Source organism: Marinobacter sediminum (assembly GCF_016820575.1).
GTDB classification, from domain to species: domain Bacteria; phylum Pseudomonadota; class Gammaproteobacteria; order Pseudomonadales; family Oleiphilaceae; genus Marinobacter; species Marinobacter sediminum.
Map to the genome: position 1 here is coordinate 410,306 of NZ_JAEMQH010000003.1, position 17,222 is coordinate 427,527.

Sequence of the window (17,222 nt, forward strand, 5' to 3'; positions counted from 1 at the left end):
TCTGACATGTCGTTTCAGGATAACAGAATATTATCTTCGGATATTGTTGATCGCAAGTTAGCCGGGTAGCTTAGAGCCATACAAAAAGCCGGGCCCCTCGAAGGTCCGCCCAAATGAGTATGAGGAGACCACCATGACCGCAACCGCCACGCCAGGCGTAGTCAAATACCCAAACCTGCTTGAACCGCTTGATCTCGGCTTTACCAAACTGCGCAACCGGACTCTCATGGGTTCCATGCACACGGGGCTGGAAGAGGCCAAGAACGGCTTCAATCGGCTTGCTGCGTTCTACGCAGAGCGGGCCCGTGGCGGCGCTGGCCTGATCGTGACCGGCGGTATTGCGCCCAACGTTGAGGGTGGGGTTTTCCAGCACGCGGCCAAGATGACCGGGCCGGACGAAGTCGAGCAACACAAGATCATCACCCGCGCTGTGCATGAGGCCGAGGGTAAGATCTGCATGCAGATCCTGCACGCCGGGCGCTATGCCTATTCGCCGGAGCTGGTTGCGCCCTCGGCCATCCAGGCACCGATTAACCCGTTCAAGCCCAACGAACTGGACGAGGCCGGCATCGAGAAGCAGATTCAGGATTATGTCGACTGCGCCGCCCTGGCCCAGGACGCCGGCTATGACGGTGTCGAGATCATGGGTTCGGAAGGTTATTTCATCAATCAGTTCATCGTCTCCCACACCAACCACCGCACCGATGGCTGGGGCGGCAGTTACGAAAATCGCATTCGCCTGCCCCTGGAAATCGTTCGCCGGGTTCGTGAACGGGTGGGCGCAAAGTTCATTCTGATTTACCGGTTGTCGATGCTGGATCTGATTGAAGATGGCAGCACCTGGGGAGAAGTGGTTCATCTGGCCAAGGAAATCGAGAAGGCCGGGGCCACCATCATCAATACCGGCATTGGTTGGCACGAGGCGCGGGTACCGACCATTGCTACCTCAGTGCCCCGGGGCGCCTTCACCAAGGTGACCGCACGTCTGAAAAGCGAAGTCAGCATTCCGCTGGTCACCACCAACCGCATCAACATGCCGGATGTGGCAGAGAAGATCCTGGCCGAGGGCGATGCCGACATGGTTTCCATGGCTCGTCCGTTCCTCGCCGATTCGGAGCTGGTATTGAAGGCTGCCGAGGACCGGGCTGACGAGATCAACACCTGCATCGGCTGCAACCAGGCCTGCCTGGACCATACGTTCAGTGGCAAGCTGACGTCCTGCCTGGTTAACCCTCGCGCCTGTCACGAAACCGAGCTGACCTGGGTGAAAACAGCGTCACCGAAGTCGATTGCCGTGGTCGGTGCCGGTCCTGCGGGCCTGGCCTTTGCGTCGGTCGCAGCCGAGCGTGGCCACAAGGTCACCCTGTTCGACGCGGGTGGTGAGATTGGCGGTCAGTTCAATGTCGCCAAGCGTATCCCGGGCAAGGAAGAGTTCTACGAAACCCTGCGCTATTTCCGGGTGATGCTGGATAAGCACGGTGTTGATGTTCGGCTCAACACCCGGGTCGATGTCGAGGATCTCAAGGCAGGCGGCTACGACGACGTGGTTCTGGCGACCGGTGTTCACCCGCGTACGCCCGAGATTGAAGGTATCGATCATCCGAAAGTCATCGGTTACCTCGACGCACTGCTTGAGCGTAAGCCGGTTGGTCAGAAAGTCGCCGTTATCGGTGCCGGTGGTATTGGTTTCGACGTCTCCGAATTCATCGTGCACAAGGGCACTTCAGCGGCCCTGGACACTGACCACTTCATGCGCGAGTGGGGTGTGGATCTCAGCGTTGAGCATCGTGGCGGTATCAAGGGGGTAGCGCCGGAAGTGCCGGAACCGGCCCGCGAGGTTTACCTGCTGCAGCGCAAAGCGTCGAAGGTGGGTAAGAACCTGGGTAAGACCACGGGCTGGATTCACCGGACGTCGCTGAAGAATCGTGAGGTGCAGATGGTGCCGGGGGTCAGCTATCGCAAGATTGACGACGATGGCCTGCACATCACGGTAACGCCCAAAGGCGCAGAGCAGGGCGAGGACCGTGTGCTGCCCGTGGATACCATCATCGTCTGTGCAGGCCAAGAGTCCCTGCGTGAGCTGCAAGGCGGGCTGGAAGCCGCTGGCGTGGCCGTGCACCTGATCGGCGGCGCCGATGTTGCGGCCGAGCTGGATGCCAAACGCGCCATTGACCAGGGCAGCCGCTTGGCCGCCGAACTGTAAGGTTTTGTATGAGCGCCAGCGGTTCACCGCGGCGCTCACAAAACGTTGCAGTATTTCCCTGTGCACAGGAGATTGACTGACTAGACTGTTAGCCGAAGTCTAGTCAGTTTGTGGAGCCGCCCTTGTAGGATTACATTGGCGGTTCTGCCAGCATCGCATGCGTTGGAACATTGCGTGTGGTTTTAACGTGTTGGTGATATATCTTGTGATATTTAGGGAGTAGTAGATGGTATCTGCCGACCAGTCGACGGACGGTTACGCGGCGGTATTTTTCATGGACGAAGGTCAGGTCGTCCGCCAGATGCGTGCCAGCGAGTTTGGTGCGTTCCTGGATGGTTATGTGGGGTTGTCCGACCTCGCGGAAACCGATGTTAAGGCCGTGCTGGTTGAGCTGGATCCGGAGCTACGTGTCCAGGCGCTGGTGTTTTTCCGCATCTGGTTTGATGAAGAAGGGCGGGCGGACGCCAACTGGAACGTTCCCATCGAAGACCTGGCCAAACGGGGCGCCAAAGGCCCCGATCTGGGTGGCGGCGCGATACGGCTGGTGTGCCGTAGCCAATGCCCAGAACCGCGGTTCGCCGATGAGCTGTGGGATCCTGATATGACGCCCGGCAACAACCACTTTCAGGCCATCCGCAAGGCCGTTGACGCCAATTCCCTGAAATTCAGAAAGATTGAGGCTCGGCCAGCCCGGCGCGAAGAGGATATTCCGGTCCTCAGTGCCGACTCCGACTCTGCTGACGATGACGAGGATTCGGGCAACTCCGCCGATCGCGTGCGCTTAGCGCAGGTCATCCGCGAGCAGCGCCTGCGCATCAAGACGTTGCAGAGCGTTCACCGTGACACCATGTCTGACCTGCAGCGCGAACACCGGCTGGAACTGCAGGCCCTGCGCGGTGAATTTGCGGAACTGGAGCAAAAGTACGAGCGCCAGCGCTTGAGCAACGAGCAGCTGAAGAAGCGGCTGTCAGAGCGCAATGAACAATATCTGACGATGCAGGAGCAGATCGCAGCCGGCGGGGAGAGCAAGGAGCGGGAAGACGCCAACACCAATGCCGCGATGGTGTTGCTCCGGGAGCAACTGGATCGCAAGCAGCGTGAGCTGGAGCTTCGCGACGACCGAATCGTGGCGCTGGAGCAGGAAAATCATGACCTGAGAAATCAGGAGCCGGTCGAAAATTCGATCATGGATCACCTCAAGAAGCAGTCGGTGTTCCTGGTGGCCTACCAGCCTGGCGCCGGTCACGTCACCCTTAAGTTCGAAGACATCAACACCTATTTCGCCAACCCGGTGGGCTATGCGGCCCAGCGGTGCGGCATGAACGAGCCTGCCTACCGGGATTGGCTCGAGCATTACGAGCATCCTGTCTGCCGGCATACCGCGAGGGATGGTAGGCCCTGTGACGAGCCGGTCATGCGCATCAGCCAGCCTGGAGAATTCCGCCCGGGTATCGACGATCGTTGCGAGCAACACAAGGCCTGACCTCGCGATCTTTTTTCAGTATCCGGGCGACTTTCGTTAAACTGTGGGCCAGATTGTCATGGGGCTCTGAGATTTGACGTGCCCCACCGCATCCCGACACCACAGGAAGCCTCATGGATCAATTCAGGAACATTGGCGTTATTGGCCGGATGGGCAGCGTGAAGGTGGTTGAATCCCTGCGCCAGCTCAAGCAATACCTGATTGCCAATAATTATCACGTCATACTGGAGGAAGACACCGCGGGCATGCTGCCCGGCCACGGTCTGCAGGTGGCCAGCAAGAAGCTGCTGGGCGAAATCTGCGATCTGGTTATCGTGGTAGGTGGCGATGGCAGCCTGCTGGGTGCCGCGCGTGAGCTGGCCAAATCGAAGATTCCGTTATTGGGCGTTAACCGTGGTCGGCTGGGCTTCCTGACCGACATTTCGCCCTCAGATCTGGAAGAGCGCCTGGGTAAGGTGCTGGAAGGCGAGTACATCGAGGAGACTCGCTTCCTGCTAGACGGCAATGTCGAACGCAATGGTCAGCCACTGGGCTTCGGCACGGCGCTAAACGACGTTGTCCTGCACCCGGGCAAGTCCACCCGGATGATTGGCTTCGATCTCTTCATTGATGGTCACTTTGTTTACAGCCAGCGCTCGGATGGCCTGATCGTGGCTACCCCTACCGGCTCCACCGCATACTCGCTGTCTGCAGGCGGCCCGATCATGCATCCCAAACTGGATGCCGTGGTTTTGGTGCCGATGTTTCCCCACACTCTCAGCAGTCGCCCCATCGTTGTCGATGGCAAGAGCGAGATCAAACTGGTGATCGGGGAGACCAATGAAACCTATCCGCAAATCTCGTTTGACGGCCAGATGAACATTGCCTGTGCTCCTGGTGACATCATTCGTATCACCAAAAAGCCGTTCAAGATCCGCCTGATTCATCCGACGGATCACAATTTCTACGCCACCTGCCGTGACAAGCTTGGCTGGGCAAGCGACATTTCATCGAGTTGATCATGGCTGTAAACAGACAAGCCGCACACCGCGGTTACGACATCATTGGCGACATCCACGGCTGCGCCAACACCCTGATCCGGTTGCTGGAGCAGATGGGCTACCGCAAGGTGAACGGGGTGTATCAGCACCATCGCCGCCAGGCCATCTTTATCGGCGATATCATTGACCGGGGGCCGCGAATTCGCGAAGCCCTGCATCTGGTCCGCGACATGGTGGAGCATGGCTCTGCCCGGATAGTGATGGGGAATCACGAGTACAACGCCCTCGGGTATTGCACCCGAGCCCGTCCCGGCAGTGGCAAGAAGTGGTTGCGAGAGCACACCGCCCGCCACAACCGGCTAATCCGGGAAACGCTTGATCAATTTGATGACCATCCCCATGAATGGAACGAGTTTCTGGAGTGGTTCTACACCATTCCCCTGTTTATCGAGGAAGAGGGTTTCCGGGTGGTCCATGCCTGCTGGGATGGCGACCTCATTGAGAAGTTTAAGCGGGTTCAGGGTGGCGCCTGTATCGATGACGAATTCCTGCACGCCTCGGCCGCTATCGAATCCTTTGCCGGCCAGGTGATGGACACCTTGCTCCGTGGCACTGACCTGCGATTGCCGGAGGGTACCAGCATCACCGGTCGGGACGGCTATGTCCGGGAGTTTTTCCGGACCAAATTCTGGGCCGACGATCCCGAGACCTACGCCGATGTGGTGTTCCAGCCGGATCCTCTGCCACCGGAAGTGGCGCGCAAGGTGCTGACGGACGAAGAGCGGAAGCAGTTGATCAGCTATCCGCTGAGTGCGCCGCCGGTTTTCGTTGGCCATTACTGGATGGAAGGCGAGCCGGCGCCACTGAAGGGCAATGTCGCCTGTATCGATTACAGCGCGGTCAAGTACGGCCGGTTGGTGGCGTATCGCTTCGATGGAGAGGCAGTTCTCTCCCCGGACAAGTTTGTCTGGGTGGATGTGTCCCGCCCCGAGCAGTTCGGCTACCCCAACATGGAAGACAGTGTTGAGCGTTAACGCCGTTAATGCCTGTTACCCCGAGAGTCGAGGTAGTTTGTGTACCGCGTAAAGCAGTTGGATTCCACGGTAAACCTGGCTGGCTTCAGCCAATGGTTGACCGGTCAGGGTGTACCGCACCGAATCACCGAGGAAAACGATCAGCAGGTTCTCTGGCTGGAAAATCCCCAGCACGCGGAACCGGTTTTGGAAGCCCTGGAGCGTTTCCTGGCCGAGCCTGAACTTCGGGAGGCGGTTGATCGCCAGCATCGTTCCCCTGTCTTCGTTGGTGGGCGCTGGCAGCCTTCGCCCAAGCACGCACCGCTGGTGCTGAGTGCGATCGTGGTTGCTGTGCTCATGGTCTGGGTGACATCCATGGGTCGCAATGAGCTGTCGGCCGCGCTGATGATGATCGATCCGCGCGATTTCGATTGGTCAACCCTGCCCGGTCGTATTGATGCGCTTTCCAGTACCCTGGCCAGCGGTCAGGTCTGGCGCCTGCTGACACCCGATTTCCTGCATTTCAGCTGGACCCACATCATTTTCAATTCTGTGATGCTGTGGTTTCTCGGCAGTCAGATTGAATGGTTTGATGGGCGAGGGCGGTTACTCACGGTTTTCCTGGTCACCAGTATTTTCTCTAATGGTCTTCAGTACCTGGTATCAGGTCCACTGTTCGGTGGGTTGTCGGGTGTGGTGTACGGCATTCTGGGTTATTGCTGGCTCAGTCAGCGCAAGTTGCCGCGATTCCAGTTTCCATCGGCGCTGGTAACGTTCGCCGTAGCCTGGATGGTGATTGGCTTTACTCCGTTTACTGAAATGCTGGGGCTGGGCCGAATGGCCAATGAAGCGCACCTCGGCGGGTTTGTCAGTGGAGTGGCCCTTGCGCTGGTTTTGCCCGTAAAAAGACGATGACAGCTCAAAAAAAAGCCCCACCAAAAGGTGAGGCATAAAAAGAGCTTTCAGCTCCTGATGAGAGAGACCAAATGAAACGACCGTTGTCATTTGGTGAGGTAATGATAATTATTATCGTTTGCATCTGTCAAATGATTCCGGCACATTTTTTTGAAGAGCGTTTCGGGAGTACCGAATGACTTACGATGAATTAATCGAACGACTGGATCCCACCGTCTACCGCAGCCTGCGTCTGTCTATTGAGCTGGGCAAGTGGCCGGATGGACGAAAACTGACGCCGGAGCAGCGGGAAATAAGCCTGCAGGCAGTGATCTACTATGAAAACCTGCACGGCGTCCCGGAAGAAGAGCGCACCGGTTATATCGACCGTGGCCATAAGGCGGGTACTGCTTGCGATCCGTCGGTACAGCGCCAGAACAGCGCGGGCAACGATGTTGATCCGGACCAGTTTGTTGAGGTTAAGTCTTGAGTGATCTGATCGACGTATCGGGCCGGCTGCGCAAGATGCCGGCCGAGGCCGGAGAGCCGGTAACCTATTCCATTGCGGTCGGCGACAGCCGGATCCCGCTCAATGAATACCTCGGTAAGCAGGTTCGCATTGATTTCGAGGGTGTGATTCGTTGCATCAACTGCGATCGCACCACCAAGAAGAGCTTCAACCAAGGCTATTGTTTTCCGTGTTTTCGGAAGCTGGCGGCCTGCGACACCTGCATAATGAGCCCGGAGAAGTGCCACTATCATCTTGGCACCTGTCGCGAGCCGGAGTGGGGCGAGACCCACTGTATGGTGGAGCACGTAGTGTACCTGGCCAACTCGTCGGGCCTCAAAGTGGGCATTACCCGTGGAACCCAGGTTCCCACCCGCTGGATCGATCAGGGTGCCGTGGATGCCATTCCCATGGTTCGGGTGGCGACCCGATACCTGGCGGGCCTGGTGGAAGTTGCCTGCAAGGCCCACGTGGCAGACCGGACCAACTGGCGCGCCATGCTCAAGGGCGATGTGCGGGAGTTGAATCTGGCGGAAGAGCGGCAGAGGATATTAGGTCTGATCGCGGACGATTTGTCGGCATTGAAAGAGTCTCATGGTCCGGATTCAATCCGCGAGGTTGATGAAGACGGTCTGGGGCTCAGTTATCCGGTGGCTGTCTGGCCGGAAAAAGTGAAAACCCACAACCTGGACAAGGCTCCTGAGGTTGAAGGGGTGCTGGAGGGGATCAAGGGCCAGTATCTGATCCTGGATACCGGCGTGATCAATATCCGGAAATTTACCGGGTACGAAGTTCGTTTTCGGGTGCTGGGCGACTGATTCGTTCCACACCCGCCTGACCTGACACATTCCCGCCTGCCGGATTGCCGGCAGTGCGCGGCTGAGTAACCTGGAGATCGACAATGCGCACCAATCAACCCCAGACCATTTACCTGAGCGACTATAAAGTGCCGCCTTACCTGGTCGATCACGTCGACTTGCGCTTTGAGTTGTTCGAAAACGGAGCGCGGGTGCACAGCGCCCTGGCGGTGCGGCGCAACCCCGAGGCTGGCGCCGGTGAAATCCCCCTTGAGCTGGATGGTGACAGCCTGGTTCTGGAATCGGTCGGGCTGGACGGCGTCACGTTGAATGAAGCGGCTTTCGAAAACCGCGGCGACAAGCTGATTATTTCCTCCGTGCCTGAGCGCTTTGAATTGACGGTGGTCACCTGGCTCGAGCCGCAGAATAATACCCGCCTGGAGGGGCTGTACAAGTCCTCCGGCATGTTCTGCACCCAGTGCGAGGCGGAAGGCTTCCGTTGCATCACCTATTTCCCCGATCGTCCCGATGTCATGTCCCGTTTTCGCACCCGAATCGAGGCCGACAAGCAGTCCTACCCGGTCCTGCTGTCCAACGGCAACGATGTTGAGCACGGTGACCTCGAGGATGGCCGCCACTTCGTCACCTGGGAAGATCCGTTCCCCAAGCCCTGTTACCTGTTTGCCCTGGTGGCCGGTGATCTGGTTGAGAAGCGGGACACGTTCACCACCTGCTCGGGTCGGGACATCGATCTGAGGATGTATGTTGAACCACGCAACTCCGAAAAGTGCGACCACGCCATGGACTCGCTGAAGCGCTCCATGCGCTGGGACGAGGAGGTGTATGGCCGTGAGTACGATCTCGACATTTTCATGATTGTCGCGGTTGATGATTTCAACATGGGGGCCATGGAAAACAAGGGCCTGAACATCTTCAACTCGTCCTGCGTGCTGGCCAGCCAGGATACCGCCACGGACCTTGCCTTCCAGCGTATTGAGGCGATCGTGGCTCATGAATACTTCCACAACTGGTCGGGCAACCGGGTTACCTGTCGCGACTGGTTCCAGCTCAGCCTGAAAGAAGGCTTCACGGTGTTCCGCGACTCCCAGTTCTCGTCCGACATGGGGTCGCCCACGGTTAAGCGGATCGAAGACGTAGCCTTGCTGCGCACCGCGCAGTTTGCCGAGGACGGCGGCCCGATGGCGCACCCGATTCGTCCTGCGTCGTACATGGAGATTTCCAACTTCTACACCCTGACCATCTATGAGAAGGGTGCCGAAGTGGTACGCATGATCCACACCCTGTTGGGCCCGGATATGTTCCGGAAGGGCAGCGACCTCTATTTCGAGCGCCACGATGGCCAGGCCGTGACCACCGACGATTTCGTCAAGTCGATGGAAGATGCCTCTGGCCGTGATCTGTCGCAATTCCGGTTGTGGTATGAGCAGGCGGGCACACCGGTGCTGAACGTCTCTGATGAGTATGATGCAGAGCAGGGCATTTACCGCCTTACCATCAAGCAAGCCATCCCTGACACCCCGGGCCAGACCGATAAGAAGCCTCAGCACATCCCCTTTGCGCTTGGGCTACTCGGTGGCAAGGGTGAGTCTCTGCCGCTGCGTCTGCAGGCAGGTGAGCAAGATGCACCCACGGAGCGAGTGCTGGAGTTGACCGGCGAGACCCAGGTGTTTGAATTTCATGGTCTCGACGAATGCCCGGTGCCGTCGCTTCTGCGGCAGTTCTCTGCTCCGGTCCGTGTGCGCTACCCCTGGACCCGGGAGCAGCTGCTGTTCCTGATGAGCCACGATCCGGACGGCTTTAACCGTTGGGACGCCGGCGAGCGGCTGGCAGTGGATGTGATTCAATCGCTGGTGGGTACTCCGAAAGATGCACCGGTCGATTCCAGGCTGGTGACCGCCTATCGGCATCTGGTGTCGGACTCGTCCCTTGATCAGGCGCTGGTCGCCAAAATGCTGCAGCTGCCGTCGGAGGCCTACCTGATCGAGTTAGCGGAGAGTGCCGATGCACCGGCCATTCATGACGCCCGCGCGCGGGTACTCAAGCACCTGGCCATAGCACTTCGTGATGACCTGGTCGCCTGCTACCGTCGCAATGTCGAGACAGGGGCCTATCAGGTCACACCTGACCAGATTGCCCGTCGCAGTCTGCGCAACACCGCACTGGCGTGGCTGCTGCAGATTAACGACGAAGAAGGTCGGGAGCTGGCGCTGCGTCAGTTCCGGGAAGCGGACAACATGACCGATCGTATGGGTGCACTTCGCGCGCTGGTGAACTCGGATTATGAAGCGGACCGCGCCCACGTTCTGGAGCAATTCTACGAGCGCTTCAAGGACGATCCGCAGGTGGTCGAGCAATGGTTCTCGGTGCAGGCCGCCAGTGACCGAGCTGGCCAGTTGCCACAGATTTATCAGTTACTCGAGCACGAGGCATTCGATTGGAAAAACCCGAACAAGGTGCGTTCAGTGGTGGGTGCCTTTGCTGGTCAGAATCTGGCCGCGTTCCACAGTCGCGACGGTTCCGGTTACGATTTTCTCGCCGATCAGGTCTGCCGTCTGGATGACAGCAACCCGCAAATCGCGGCCCGATTAGTGACGCCGTTGACGCGTTGGAGGCGCTTCGCGCCGGCTTACAGTCAGCGTATGAAGGCCGCGCTGGAGCGGATCCGTGATAAAACGGGTCTGTCACGGGACGTTTATGAAGTGGTCCATAAGAGTCTGGCTGGCTAATCGTTGAAGGGGCGTTCCAGCTGTGTCGGCTAATCAAAGACACAGCTGGATACAAAATCGCACTTTTGATCGATAGACAATCTTGGACGTTCGTCTAGTCTGTGGCAAAGTCTGTGTCATGAGCAGACAACAATAAAAGGCCCTTCAGAGGCTTCCAGACGGACTAAGGTTACACAATGAGATACAATAAGAACGCTATTCTCGGCGGCCTTATGGCCCTTTCTGTCGCCGCGGCACCAGCGTACGCTGCGGTTTCATCCAGCCAGGCTGCACGTCTGGGCAATGATCTGACCCCCTTCGGTTCACCGATGGCTGGTAACGAGGCGGGCACTATCCCGGCCTGGGATGGCGGTATCACCGAGCCGCCGGCAAGTTACGAAGGCAGTGGCCATCATCATCCGAACCCGTTTCCGGATGATGAGGTGCTATTTACGATCAATGCCGACAATGCGGATCAGTATTCCGAGCATTTGACCGATGGCCTTAAGGCCATGTTTGAGGCGTATCCGACCACGTTCGAGATTCCCGTCTACAAAACTCGTCGAAGCCATTCGCTACCGGAATTCGTCGAGAAAGATACCCGTGAGAACGCCACCAGCGCGAAGATCGTTGGTGAAGGTGCCGGACTTGATGGCGCCTTTGGCGGCTATCCGTTCCCGATTCTGAGCGGCAATGACGAGCAGAAAGCCTGGCAGGTCATCTGGAACCATCTGACTCGCTGGCGTGGTATTTCTTTGACCCGCCGTTCCAGTGAAGTGGCTGTTCAGCAGAACGGCGATTACACGCTGGTGACGTCGCAGCAGGAAGCGTTCTTCAATTACTACAATCCCGAGGGCGGTGAAAACACGCTCGACAACGTCATTTTCTACTACCTGTCGTTCACTCAGTCGCCACCCCGTCTGGCCGGTGGTGCGATCCTGGTTCACGAAACCCTGAACCAGATCATTAATCCGCGAAACGGCTGGGGCTATAACGCCGGACAGCGCCGGGTACGCAGAGCGCCCAACCTGGGTTATGATTCCCCCATCGCGGCGGCGGACAACCTTCGTACAGCGGACGATACCGACATTTTTAACGGTGCCTTGGACCGTTACAACTGGACGTATGAAGGCAAGCGGGAGATTTACATCCCCTACAACAACTATGAAATCGCCCAGAAGGGGCTGTCTTACTCTGAAATTCTGGGCAAGACCCATCTCAATCCGGACCTGATGCGTTGGGAATTGCACCGTGTTCATGTAGTTACCGCTACACTGAAGGACGGCGAGCGACACATCTACGCCAAGCGCCGCTTCTACGTGGACGAGGATAGCTGGAATACTGCACTTCTCGACCAGTACGATGGCCGCGGCGAGCTCTGGCGCGTGAGCATGGGCGTTCTGAAGAATTATTACGAGTTGCCGGGCACCTGGACGGCGCTGGAGGCCTTCCACGACCTGCAGGCCCGCCGGTATCACGTCCAGGGTCTGGACACGGAAGAGCAGAGCACGACGGTCTTCACCGACGACGTTCCGAACAAACGGTACTTCTCTCCGGCCGCGTTGCGGCGTCGGAGTGTTCGCTAAATTTCAGCGAAAATGGAACCCTCTGTGCCAACTTAACGTTGGCACATACCATGCCGGCAACTTTCGGGTTGTCGGTATGTTTGTGCTGAAGGGCTCGACAACTGATTCAAGTTACACAGTTACCAACAACTATAGGCAATCCGAATGGCTACAAGCTTTATGTGCAAAACCCTTGGTGCAGCATGCCTTGGGCTTTCCATGGCCTGTGCGACCCCTGTTGCATTCGCACTTGCGGACGTCATCGAAACACCGGCGCGTCCAACAGAGCTGGCTCCTGACAATCTTCTGAACGATGTAGAGCGTGCTGGCGATCGCCTCGTGGCGATTGGCGAGCGTGGTCATATCATCTTTTCAGATGATGAGGGGGCAACCTGGACTCAGGCAGAGGTTCCGGTATCTGTCACGCTGACCGGCGTCGATTTCGGCAGCGAAACTCATGGCTGGGCTGTTGGACACAGTGGTGTGGTGCTCCATTCGGACGATGCCGGCGAAACCTGGCAGCTTCAGCTGACTGGTATCCGCGCCGCGGAGCTGGCTATCGAGAGCCAGGAAGAAGCCATTGCAGAGATGGAAGAGCGTATCGCAGCTGCCCCGGAGGACGAGAAATCGGACCTGGAATGGGCTCTGGACGATCTGCTCTTTGCTCTTGAGAACATGCAGGCTGACCTCGATATCGGTCCGGTCAATCCGTTCCTGGATGTCTGGTTCGGCGATGAGGACACCGGTTTTGTTGTCGGTGCCTATGGTCTGTTCTTCCACACGCAGGACGGTGGCGAGACTTGGCAGGACTGGTCGCCGCGACTGGAAAACGACCAGAACTTCCACCTGAATGCGATCACCCAGATCAGCGGCGGCGCCATGGTGATTGCCGGTGAGGCTGGCCAGATCCATGTCTCCGTCGATAACGGTCAGACCTGGGAGCGTCGTGAAAGTCCTTATCCTGGTTCGCTGTTCGGTGTGACTGGCACCAGTCAGGCGGACGAAGTGCTGGTCTTTGGTCTGCGTGGAACGCTGATGCAATCCTCCGACCTGGGTCAGACCTGGACCATGGTCAATACTGGCTCCACCGCAACGCTCAATGACGGTGTGTACCTGAATTCCCGGATCATCCTGGTCGGTAACGGCGGCGCCGTACTTACCAGTGGTAACGGTGGTGATACTTTCCAGGAGTATCTCCGTGATGACCGGCTGGGTCTCATGAGCGTGGTGCCGATTTCTGGCACTGAATTGCTGTTGGTCGGTGAGGGTGGTGTTACCACGACCAATGCCAAAGGCAAAAACCTTCAATAATGCCCTGATGTGGCAACAACCGAACAGACAATTAAGGGGCTTTTGAATGTCTAACCTTAAGCATGGCAAGGATGAGCATTACCTGACGACGCCAAAAGCAGAGCCGTTCCTGGAACGCCTGATCTTTAATAATCGCGCCGTTATCCTTTTTGGCTTCGTGCTGCTCACGCTCTTCTTGGGCTACAACGCCGCGAAGATCCAGCCGGACGCCAGTTTCGAGCGGATGATTCCGCTTGAGCACCCGTACATCATCAACATGCTCGATCACCGGGACGATCTCCAGAATCTCGGTAACTTCGTCCGTATTGCGGTGGAAGTTGAAGAAGGCGATATCTTCACCGCCGAGTACATGGAAACCCTGAAGCAGATCACCGACGAGGTGTTCTACCTGGATGGTGTTGACCGCTCCGGTCTCAAATCCATGTGGACCTCGAACGTCCGCTGGGTTGAGGTAACCGAGCAGGGCTTCCAGGGCGGCACGGTCATCCCGGATGACTACGACGGCTCTAAAACCAGTCTGGAAGCTTTGCGCCAGAATGCGCTGCGCTCCAACGAAGTAGGGCGCCTGATTGCTGACAACTTCAAGTCGACGATTGTGTACGCGCCACTCTACGAAACCAATCCTGAAACCGGCCAGCCGCTGGATTACGGCGAGTTTTCTCGTCAGCTCGAAGAGAAAATTCGCGCAAAGTACGAAGAACAGAACCCCAACGTTGAAATCCACATTGTTGGTTTTGCGAAGAAGGTCGGTGACCTGATTGAAGGTATCGGTTCAATCGCCTGGTTTGCCGGTATCACCATCGTCCTGACCACGCTGCTGCTGTTCTGGTACTCCCGCTGCATCGCCGGCACACTGGTTCCGGTATTTACCTCGATCGTTGCTGTGTTCCTGCAGCTGGGCGCACTGCGCCTGCTGGGCTATGGCCTCGACCCGTACTCTGTACTGGTTCCATTCCTGGTGTTTGCGATTGGTATCAGTCACGGGGTTCAGATTGTCAACGCCATGGCGGTTGAATCGGCCAAAGGTTTTGACGCGATAACGGCGGCCCGGTTGGCGTTCCGTGCGCTCTATATTCCGGGCATGCTGGCCCTGATTTCCGATGCTTTTGGCTTCCTGACGCTGTTCTTCATTGAGATCGACGTAATCCGGGATCTGGCGGTGGCGGCCGGTATCGGTGTTGCCTTTGTAATTATCACCAACCTGGTGCTGCACGTTCTGATGATGTCGTACATTGGCATTTCCAAGGGTGGCGTGAAGCATGTCCAGAACCACGGCGAAAAGCAGGACCGCAAATGGCGTGTGCTGTCGTACTTCTCCCACCCCGGTGTTGCACCGATTTCCCTGCTGATTGCGGTGATCGGACTCGGTCTGGGTCTGTACTACAAGCAGGACCTAAAAGTGGGCGATCTGGATCGCGGTGCTCCTGAGCTGCGCGCAGACTCCCGCTACAACAAGGACAACGCCTTTATTATCGATAACTACTCCACCAGTGCCGACGTGCTTGTGGTGATGGTGAAGACGCCGGTTGAGCAATGTACTCAGCACGACGTTCTGCGCGCTATGGACAGCCTGCAGTGGGAATTGCAGAACACCCCGGGCGTCCAGTCTTCGGCCTCTCTGGCAGACGTCTCCAAGATCGTAACCAAGGCACTGAACGAGGGTAACTGGAACTGGTACGAGATCTCCCGTAACCAGACCATCATCAACGCGTCTATCCGTAACGCACCGTCAGGCCTGATCAACACTGACTGCAGTCTGACCCCGGTGCTGGTGTTCCTGGAGGATCACAAGGCAGAGACCCTGCAAACCGTGGTTGAGCGGGTTGAGGAATTCGCCTCAAACGCCAGCAACGAGCAGCACACGTTCCTGCTGGCAGCCGGTAACGCCGGCGTGGAAGCGGCCACCAACGAGGTCATTTCCAACGCTAAGGACAAGATGCTGATCATGGTCTACGGCGTGGTGAGTCTGCTGTGTCTGTTGACCTTCCGTTCAATCCGGGCAGTATTGTGCATCGTGGTACCGCTGGGGCTGACCTCCATCCTTTGTGAGGCGATCATGGCGGTCTCGGGTATCGGTATCAAAGTTGCCACGCTGCCTGTTATCGCGCTTGGTGTCGGTATCGGTGTCGACTACGGTATCTACATCTACAGTAAGCTTGAGAAGTTCCTGCTGGAAGGCAAGCCACTTCAGGAAGCTTACTTCGAGACTCTGAAGTCTACCGGTAAAGCGGTTATGTTCACCGGCGTGACCCTCGGTCTTGGCGTGGTGACCTGGATCTTCTCTCCGATCAAGTTCCAGGCAGACATGGGCTTCCTGCTGTTCTTCATGTTCCTGTGGAACATGGTGGGCGCAATCTGGCTGCTGCCGGCCCTGGCGCGCTTCCTGCTGCGTCCGGATCGCATGTTGGCCAAGGCTCAAGCCGGGAAATAATCCCTTTCCGGACCTGCAAAAAAGCCCGCTCTGCGGGCTTTTTTGTTGAAGGGTCAAACGGTTAGCGTTGAGGGGCCTACTTTATTTATAATGTGATCTGGTCTATGTTCTAAAACGAACCATAAGCTCCTTCGAGCGCATCGTAGGGCTTTGAAAATAACGAACCAGAAAAGGAAAAACTCTCATGACATTGAAACTTAAGGTATCCGCGCTCGCTGTCGCTGCTGCGGTTAGCGCTGGCTTTGCCTCAACGTCCGTTTCTGCTCAGGAGCAGCGCTTTGTAACGATTGGCACCGGCGGTGTGACCGGTGTTTACTATCCTGCCGGTGGCGCGATCTGTCGTCTGGTCAACATGGATCGTAAGGAGCATGGCATTCGATGCTCTGTTGAGAGCACCGGTGGTTCCGTCTACAACCTGAACGCCATTCGCCAGGGTGAGCTGGATCTTGCTGTCGCTCAGTCTGATTGGCAGTACCATGCCTACAACGGCACCAGCGGGTTCAAAGACGACGGTGCCAACAAAGATCTGCGTGCGGTCTTCTCCCTGCACCCGGAGCCGTTCACGGTGGTTGCGAGCAAGGGTTCCGGAATCGAAAATTTTGAAGACCTTGAGGGCAAGCGCGTTTCTGTAGGTAACCCGGGTTCCGGCCAGCGTGCCACAGCCGAAGTCCTGATGGACGAGATGGGTTGGACGATGGACAAGTTCTCACTGGCCGCTGAGCTGAAAGCGGCAGAGCAGTCCCAGGCACTGTGCGATGGCAACATCGATGCGTTCTTCTACACCGTAGGCCACCCCTCCGGTTCGATCAAAGAAGCAACGACTTCCTGCGACAGCGTGCTGGTCAACGTTGATAACAAGGCCTCCCAAAAGCTGATCTCCGACAATCCTTACTACCGTGAAGCTACTATTCCCGGTGGCATGTACCGTGGCAGCGATGAAGATGTCACCACTTTCGGTGTGGCCGCGACGTTCGTGTCTTCAACCGACGTTGCAGATGACGTGGTTTACGAAGTCGTGAAAGCCGTCTTTGAAAACTTTGACAGCTTCAAGCGTCTGCATCCGGCGTTTGCCAACCTGAAGAAAGAAGAAATGGTTGCTGACGCCTTGAGTGCACCTCTGCACCCGGGCGCGGCGAAGTATTACAAGGAAGCGGGCCTGATCGACTGATCTGACCGAAGCCTTTCCCGGAGCCAGGAAGCTGGCTCGGGCGTTGCCGTAGTCACCTTCTTCCAGGTAGATGAGGCCAAGGTACATGTAGACCATGGCACGTTCGTAGGGTTCACCCTTGAAGTCTTTTTCTGCCTCTTCGT

The 17,222-nt window shown here is 57.3% G+C and carries 12 protein-coding genes; all 12 read left to right on the forward strand.

What is annotated here, in order from left to right; genetic code table 11:
- The first annotated feature begins 133 nt into the window (after positions 1 to 133).
- The 12 genes from FGO67_RS15415 to FGO67_RS15470 all read left to right on the forward strand — a co-directional run bounded on the left by FGO67_RS15415 (position 134) and on the right by FGO67_RS15470 (position 17,079).
- Positions 134 to 2,203 carry an oxidoreductase gene (locus tag FGO67_RS15415; RefSeq protein ID WP_203301562.1) on the forward strand — a complete coding sequence of 690 codons (2,070 nt, stop codon included), beginning with the start codon at positions 134 to 136 and terminating at the stop codon, positions 2,201 to 2,203.
- A 226-nt stretch (positions 2,204 to 2,429) separates the two neighbouring features.
- Positions 2,430 to 3,686 (forward strand): DNA repair protein, encoded by a 1,257-nt coding sequence (locus FGO67_RS15420; protein ID WP_203301563.1) that lies wholly within the window; start codon positions 2,430 to 2,432, stop codon positions 3,684 to 3,686.
- A 113-nt stretch (positions 3,687 to 3,799) separates the two neighbouring features.
- Positions 3,800 to 4,684 carry an NAD(+) kinase gene (locus tag FGO67_RS15425; RefSeq protein WP_203301564.1) on the forward strand — a complete coding sequence of 295 codons (885 nt, stop codon included), beginning with the start codon at positions 3,800 to 3,802 and terminating at the stop codon, positions 4,682 to 4,684.
- 2 nt (positions 4,685 to 4,686) lie between these two features.
- Positions 4,687 to 5,700 carry a metallophosphoesterase gene (locus FGO67_RS15430; protein ID WP_203301565.1) on the forward strand — a complete coding sequence of 338 codons (1,014 nt, stop codon included), beginning with the start codon at positions 4,687 to 4,689 and terminating at the stop codon, positions 5,698 to 5,700.
- A gap of 39 nt (positions 5,701 to 5,739) precedes the next feature.
- Complete coding sequence (locus FGO67_RS15435) at positions 5,740 to 6,594, forward strand: rhomboid family intramembrane serine protease (protein ID WP_203301566.1); 855 nt, start codon at positions 5,740 to 5,742, stop codon at positions 6,592 to 6,594.
- Positions 6,595 to 6,769: 175 nt separating this feature from the next.
- The gene (locus FGO67_RS15440) at positions 6,770 to 7,063 is read left to right on the forward strand and encodes a YeaC family protein (protein WP_203301567.1); all 294 of its coding nucleotides are present in this window, start codon (positions 6,770 to 6,772) and stop codon (positions 7,061 to 7,063) included.
- Positions 7,060 to 7,899: a DUF2797 domain-containing protein gene (locus tag FGO67_RS15445; RefSeq protein ID WP_238942474.1), complete on the forward strand. Its 840-nt coding sequence runs from the start codon at positions 7,060 to 7,062 to the stop codon at positions 7,897 to 7,899. Before FGO67_RS15440 ends, FGO67_RS15445 begins: the two co-directional genes overlap by 4 nt.
- An 83-nt stretch (positions 7,900 to 7,982) precedes the next feature.
- Positions 7,983 to 10,625 (forward strand): aminopeptidase N, encoded by a 2,643-nt coding sequence (gene pepN / locus FGO67_RS15450; protein WP_203301568.1) that lies wholly within the window; start codon positions 7,983 to 7,985, stop codon positions 10,623 to 10,625.
- Between the two features lie 176 nt (positions 10,626 to 10,801).
- Entirely contained in the window at positions 10,802 to 12,190 is a 1,389-nt protein-coding gene (locus tag FGO67_RS15455; RefSeq protein ID WP_203301569.1) for a DUF1329 domain-containing protein, read from the forward strand.
- 144 nt (positions 12,191 to 12,334) lie between these two features.
- The gene (locus tag FGO67_RS15460) at positions 12,335 to 13,480 is read left to right on the forward strand and encodes a WD40/YVTN/BNR-like repeat-containing protein (protein ID WP_238942475.1); all 1,146 of its coding nucleotides are present in this window, start codon (positions 12,335 to 12,337) and stop codon (positions 13,478 to 13,480) included.
- A gap of 46 nt (positions 13,481 to 13,526) precedes the next feature.
- Entirely contained in the window at positions 13,527 to 15,911 is a 2,385-nt protein-coding gene (locus FGO67_RS15465; RefSeq protein ID WP_203301570.1) for an efflux RND transporter permease subunit, read from the forward strand.
- A gap of 184 nt (positions 15,912 to 16,095) precedes the next feature.
- Positions 16,096 to 17,079, forward strand: a complete 984-nt coding sequence (locus tag FGO67_RS15470; RefSeq protein ID WP_203301571.1) for a TAXI family TRAP transporter solute-binding subunit — start codon at positions 16,096 to 16,098, stop codon at positions 17,077 to 17,079.
- Positions 17,080 to 17,222 lie beyond the last annotated feature (143 nt).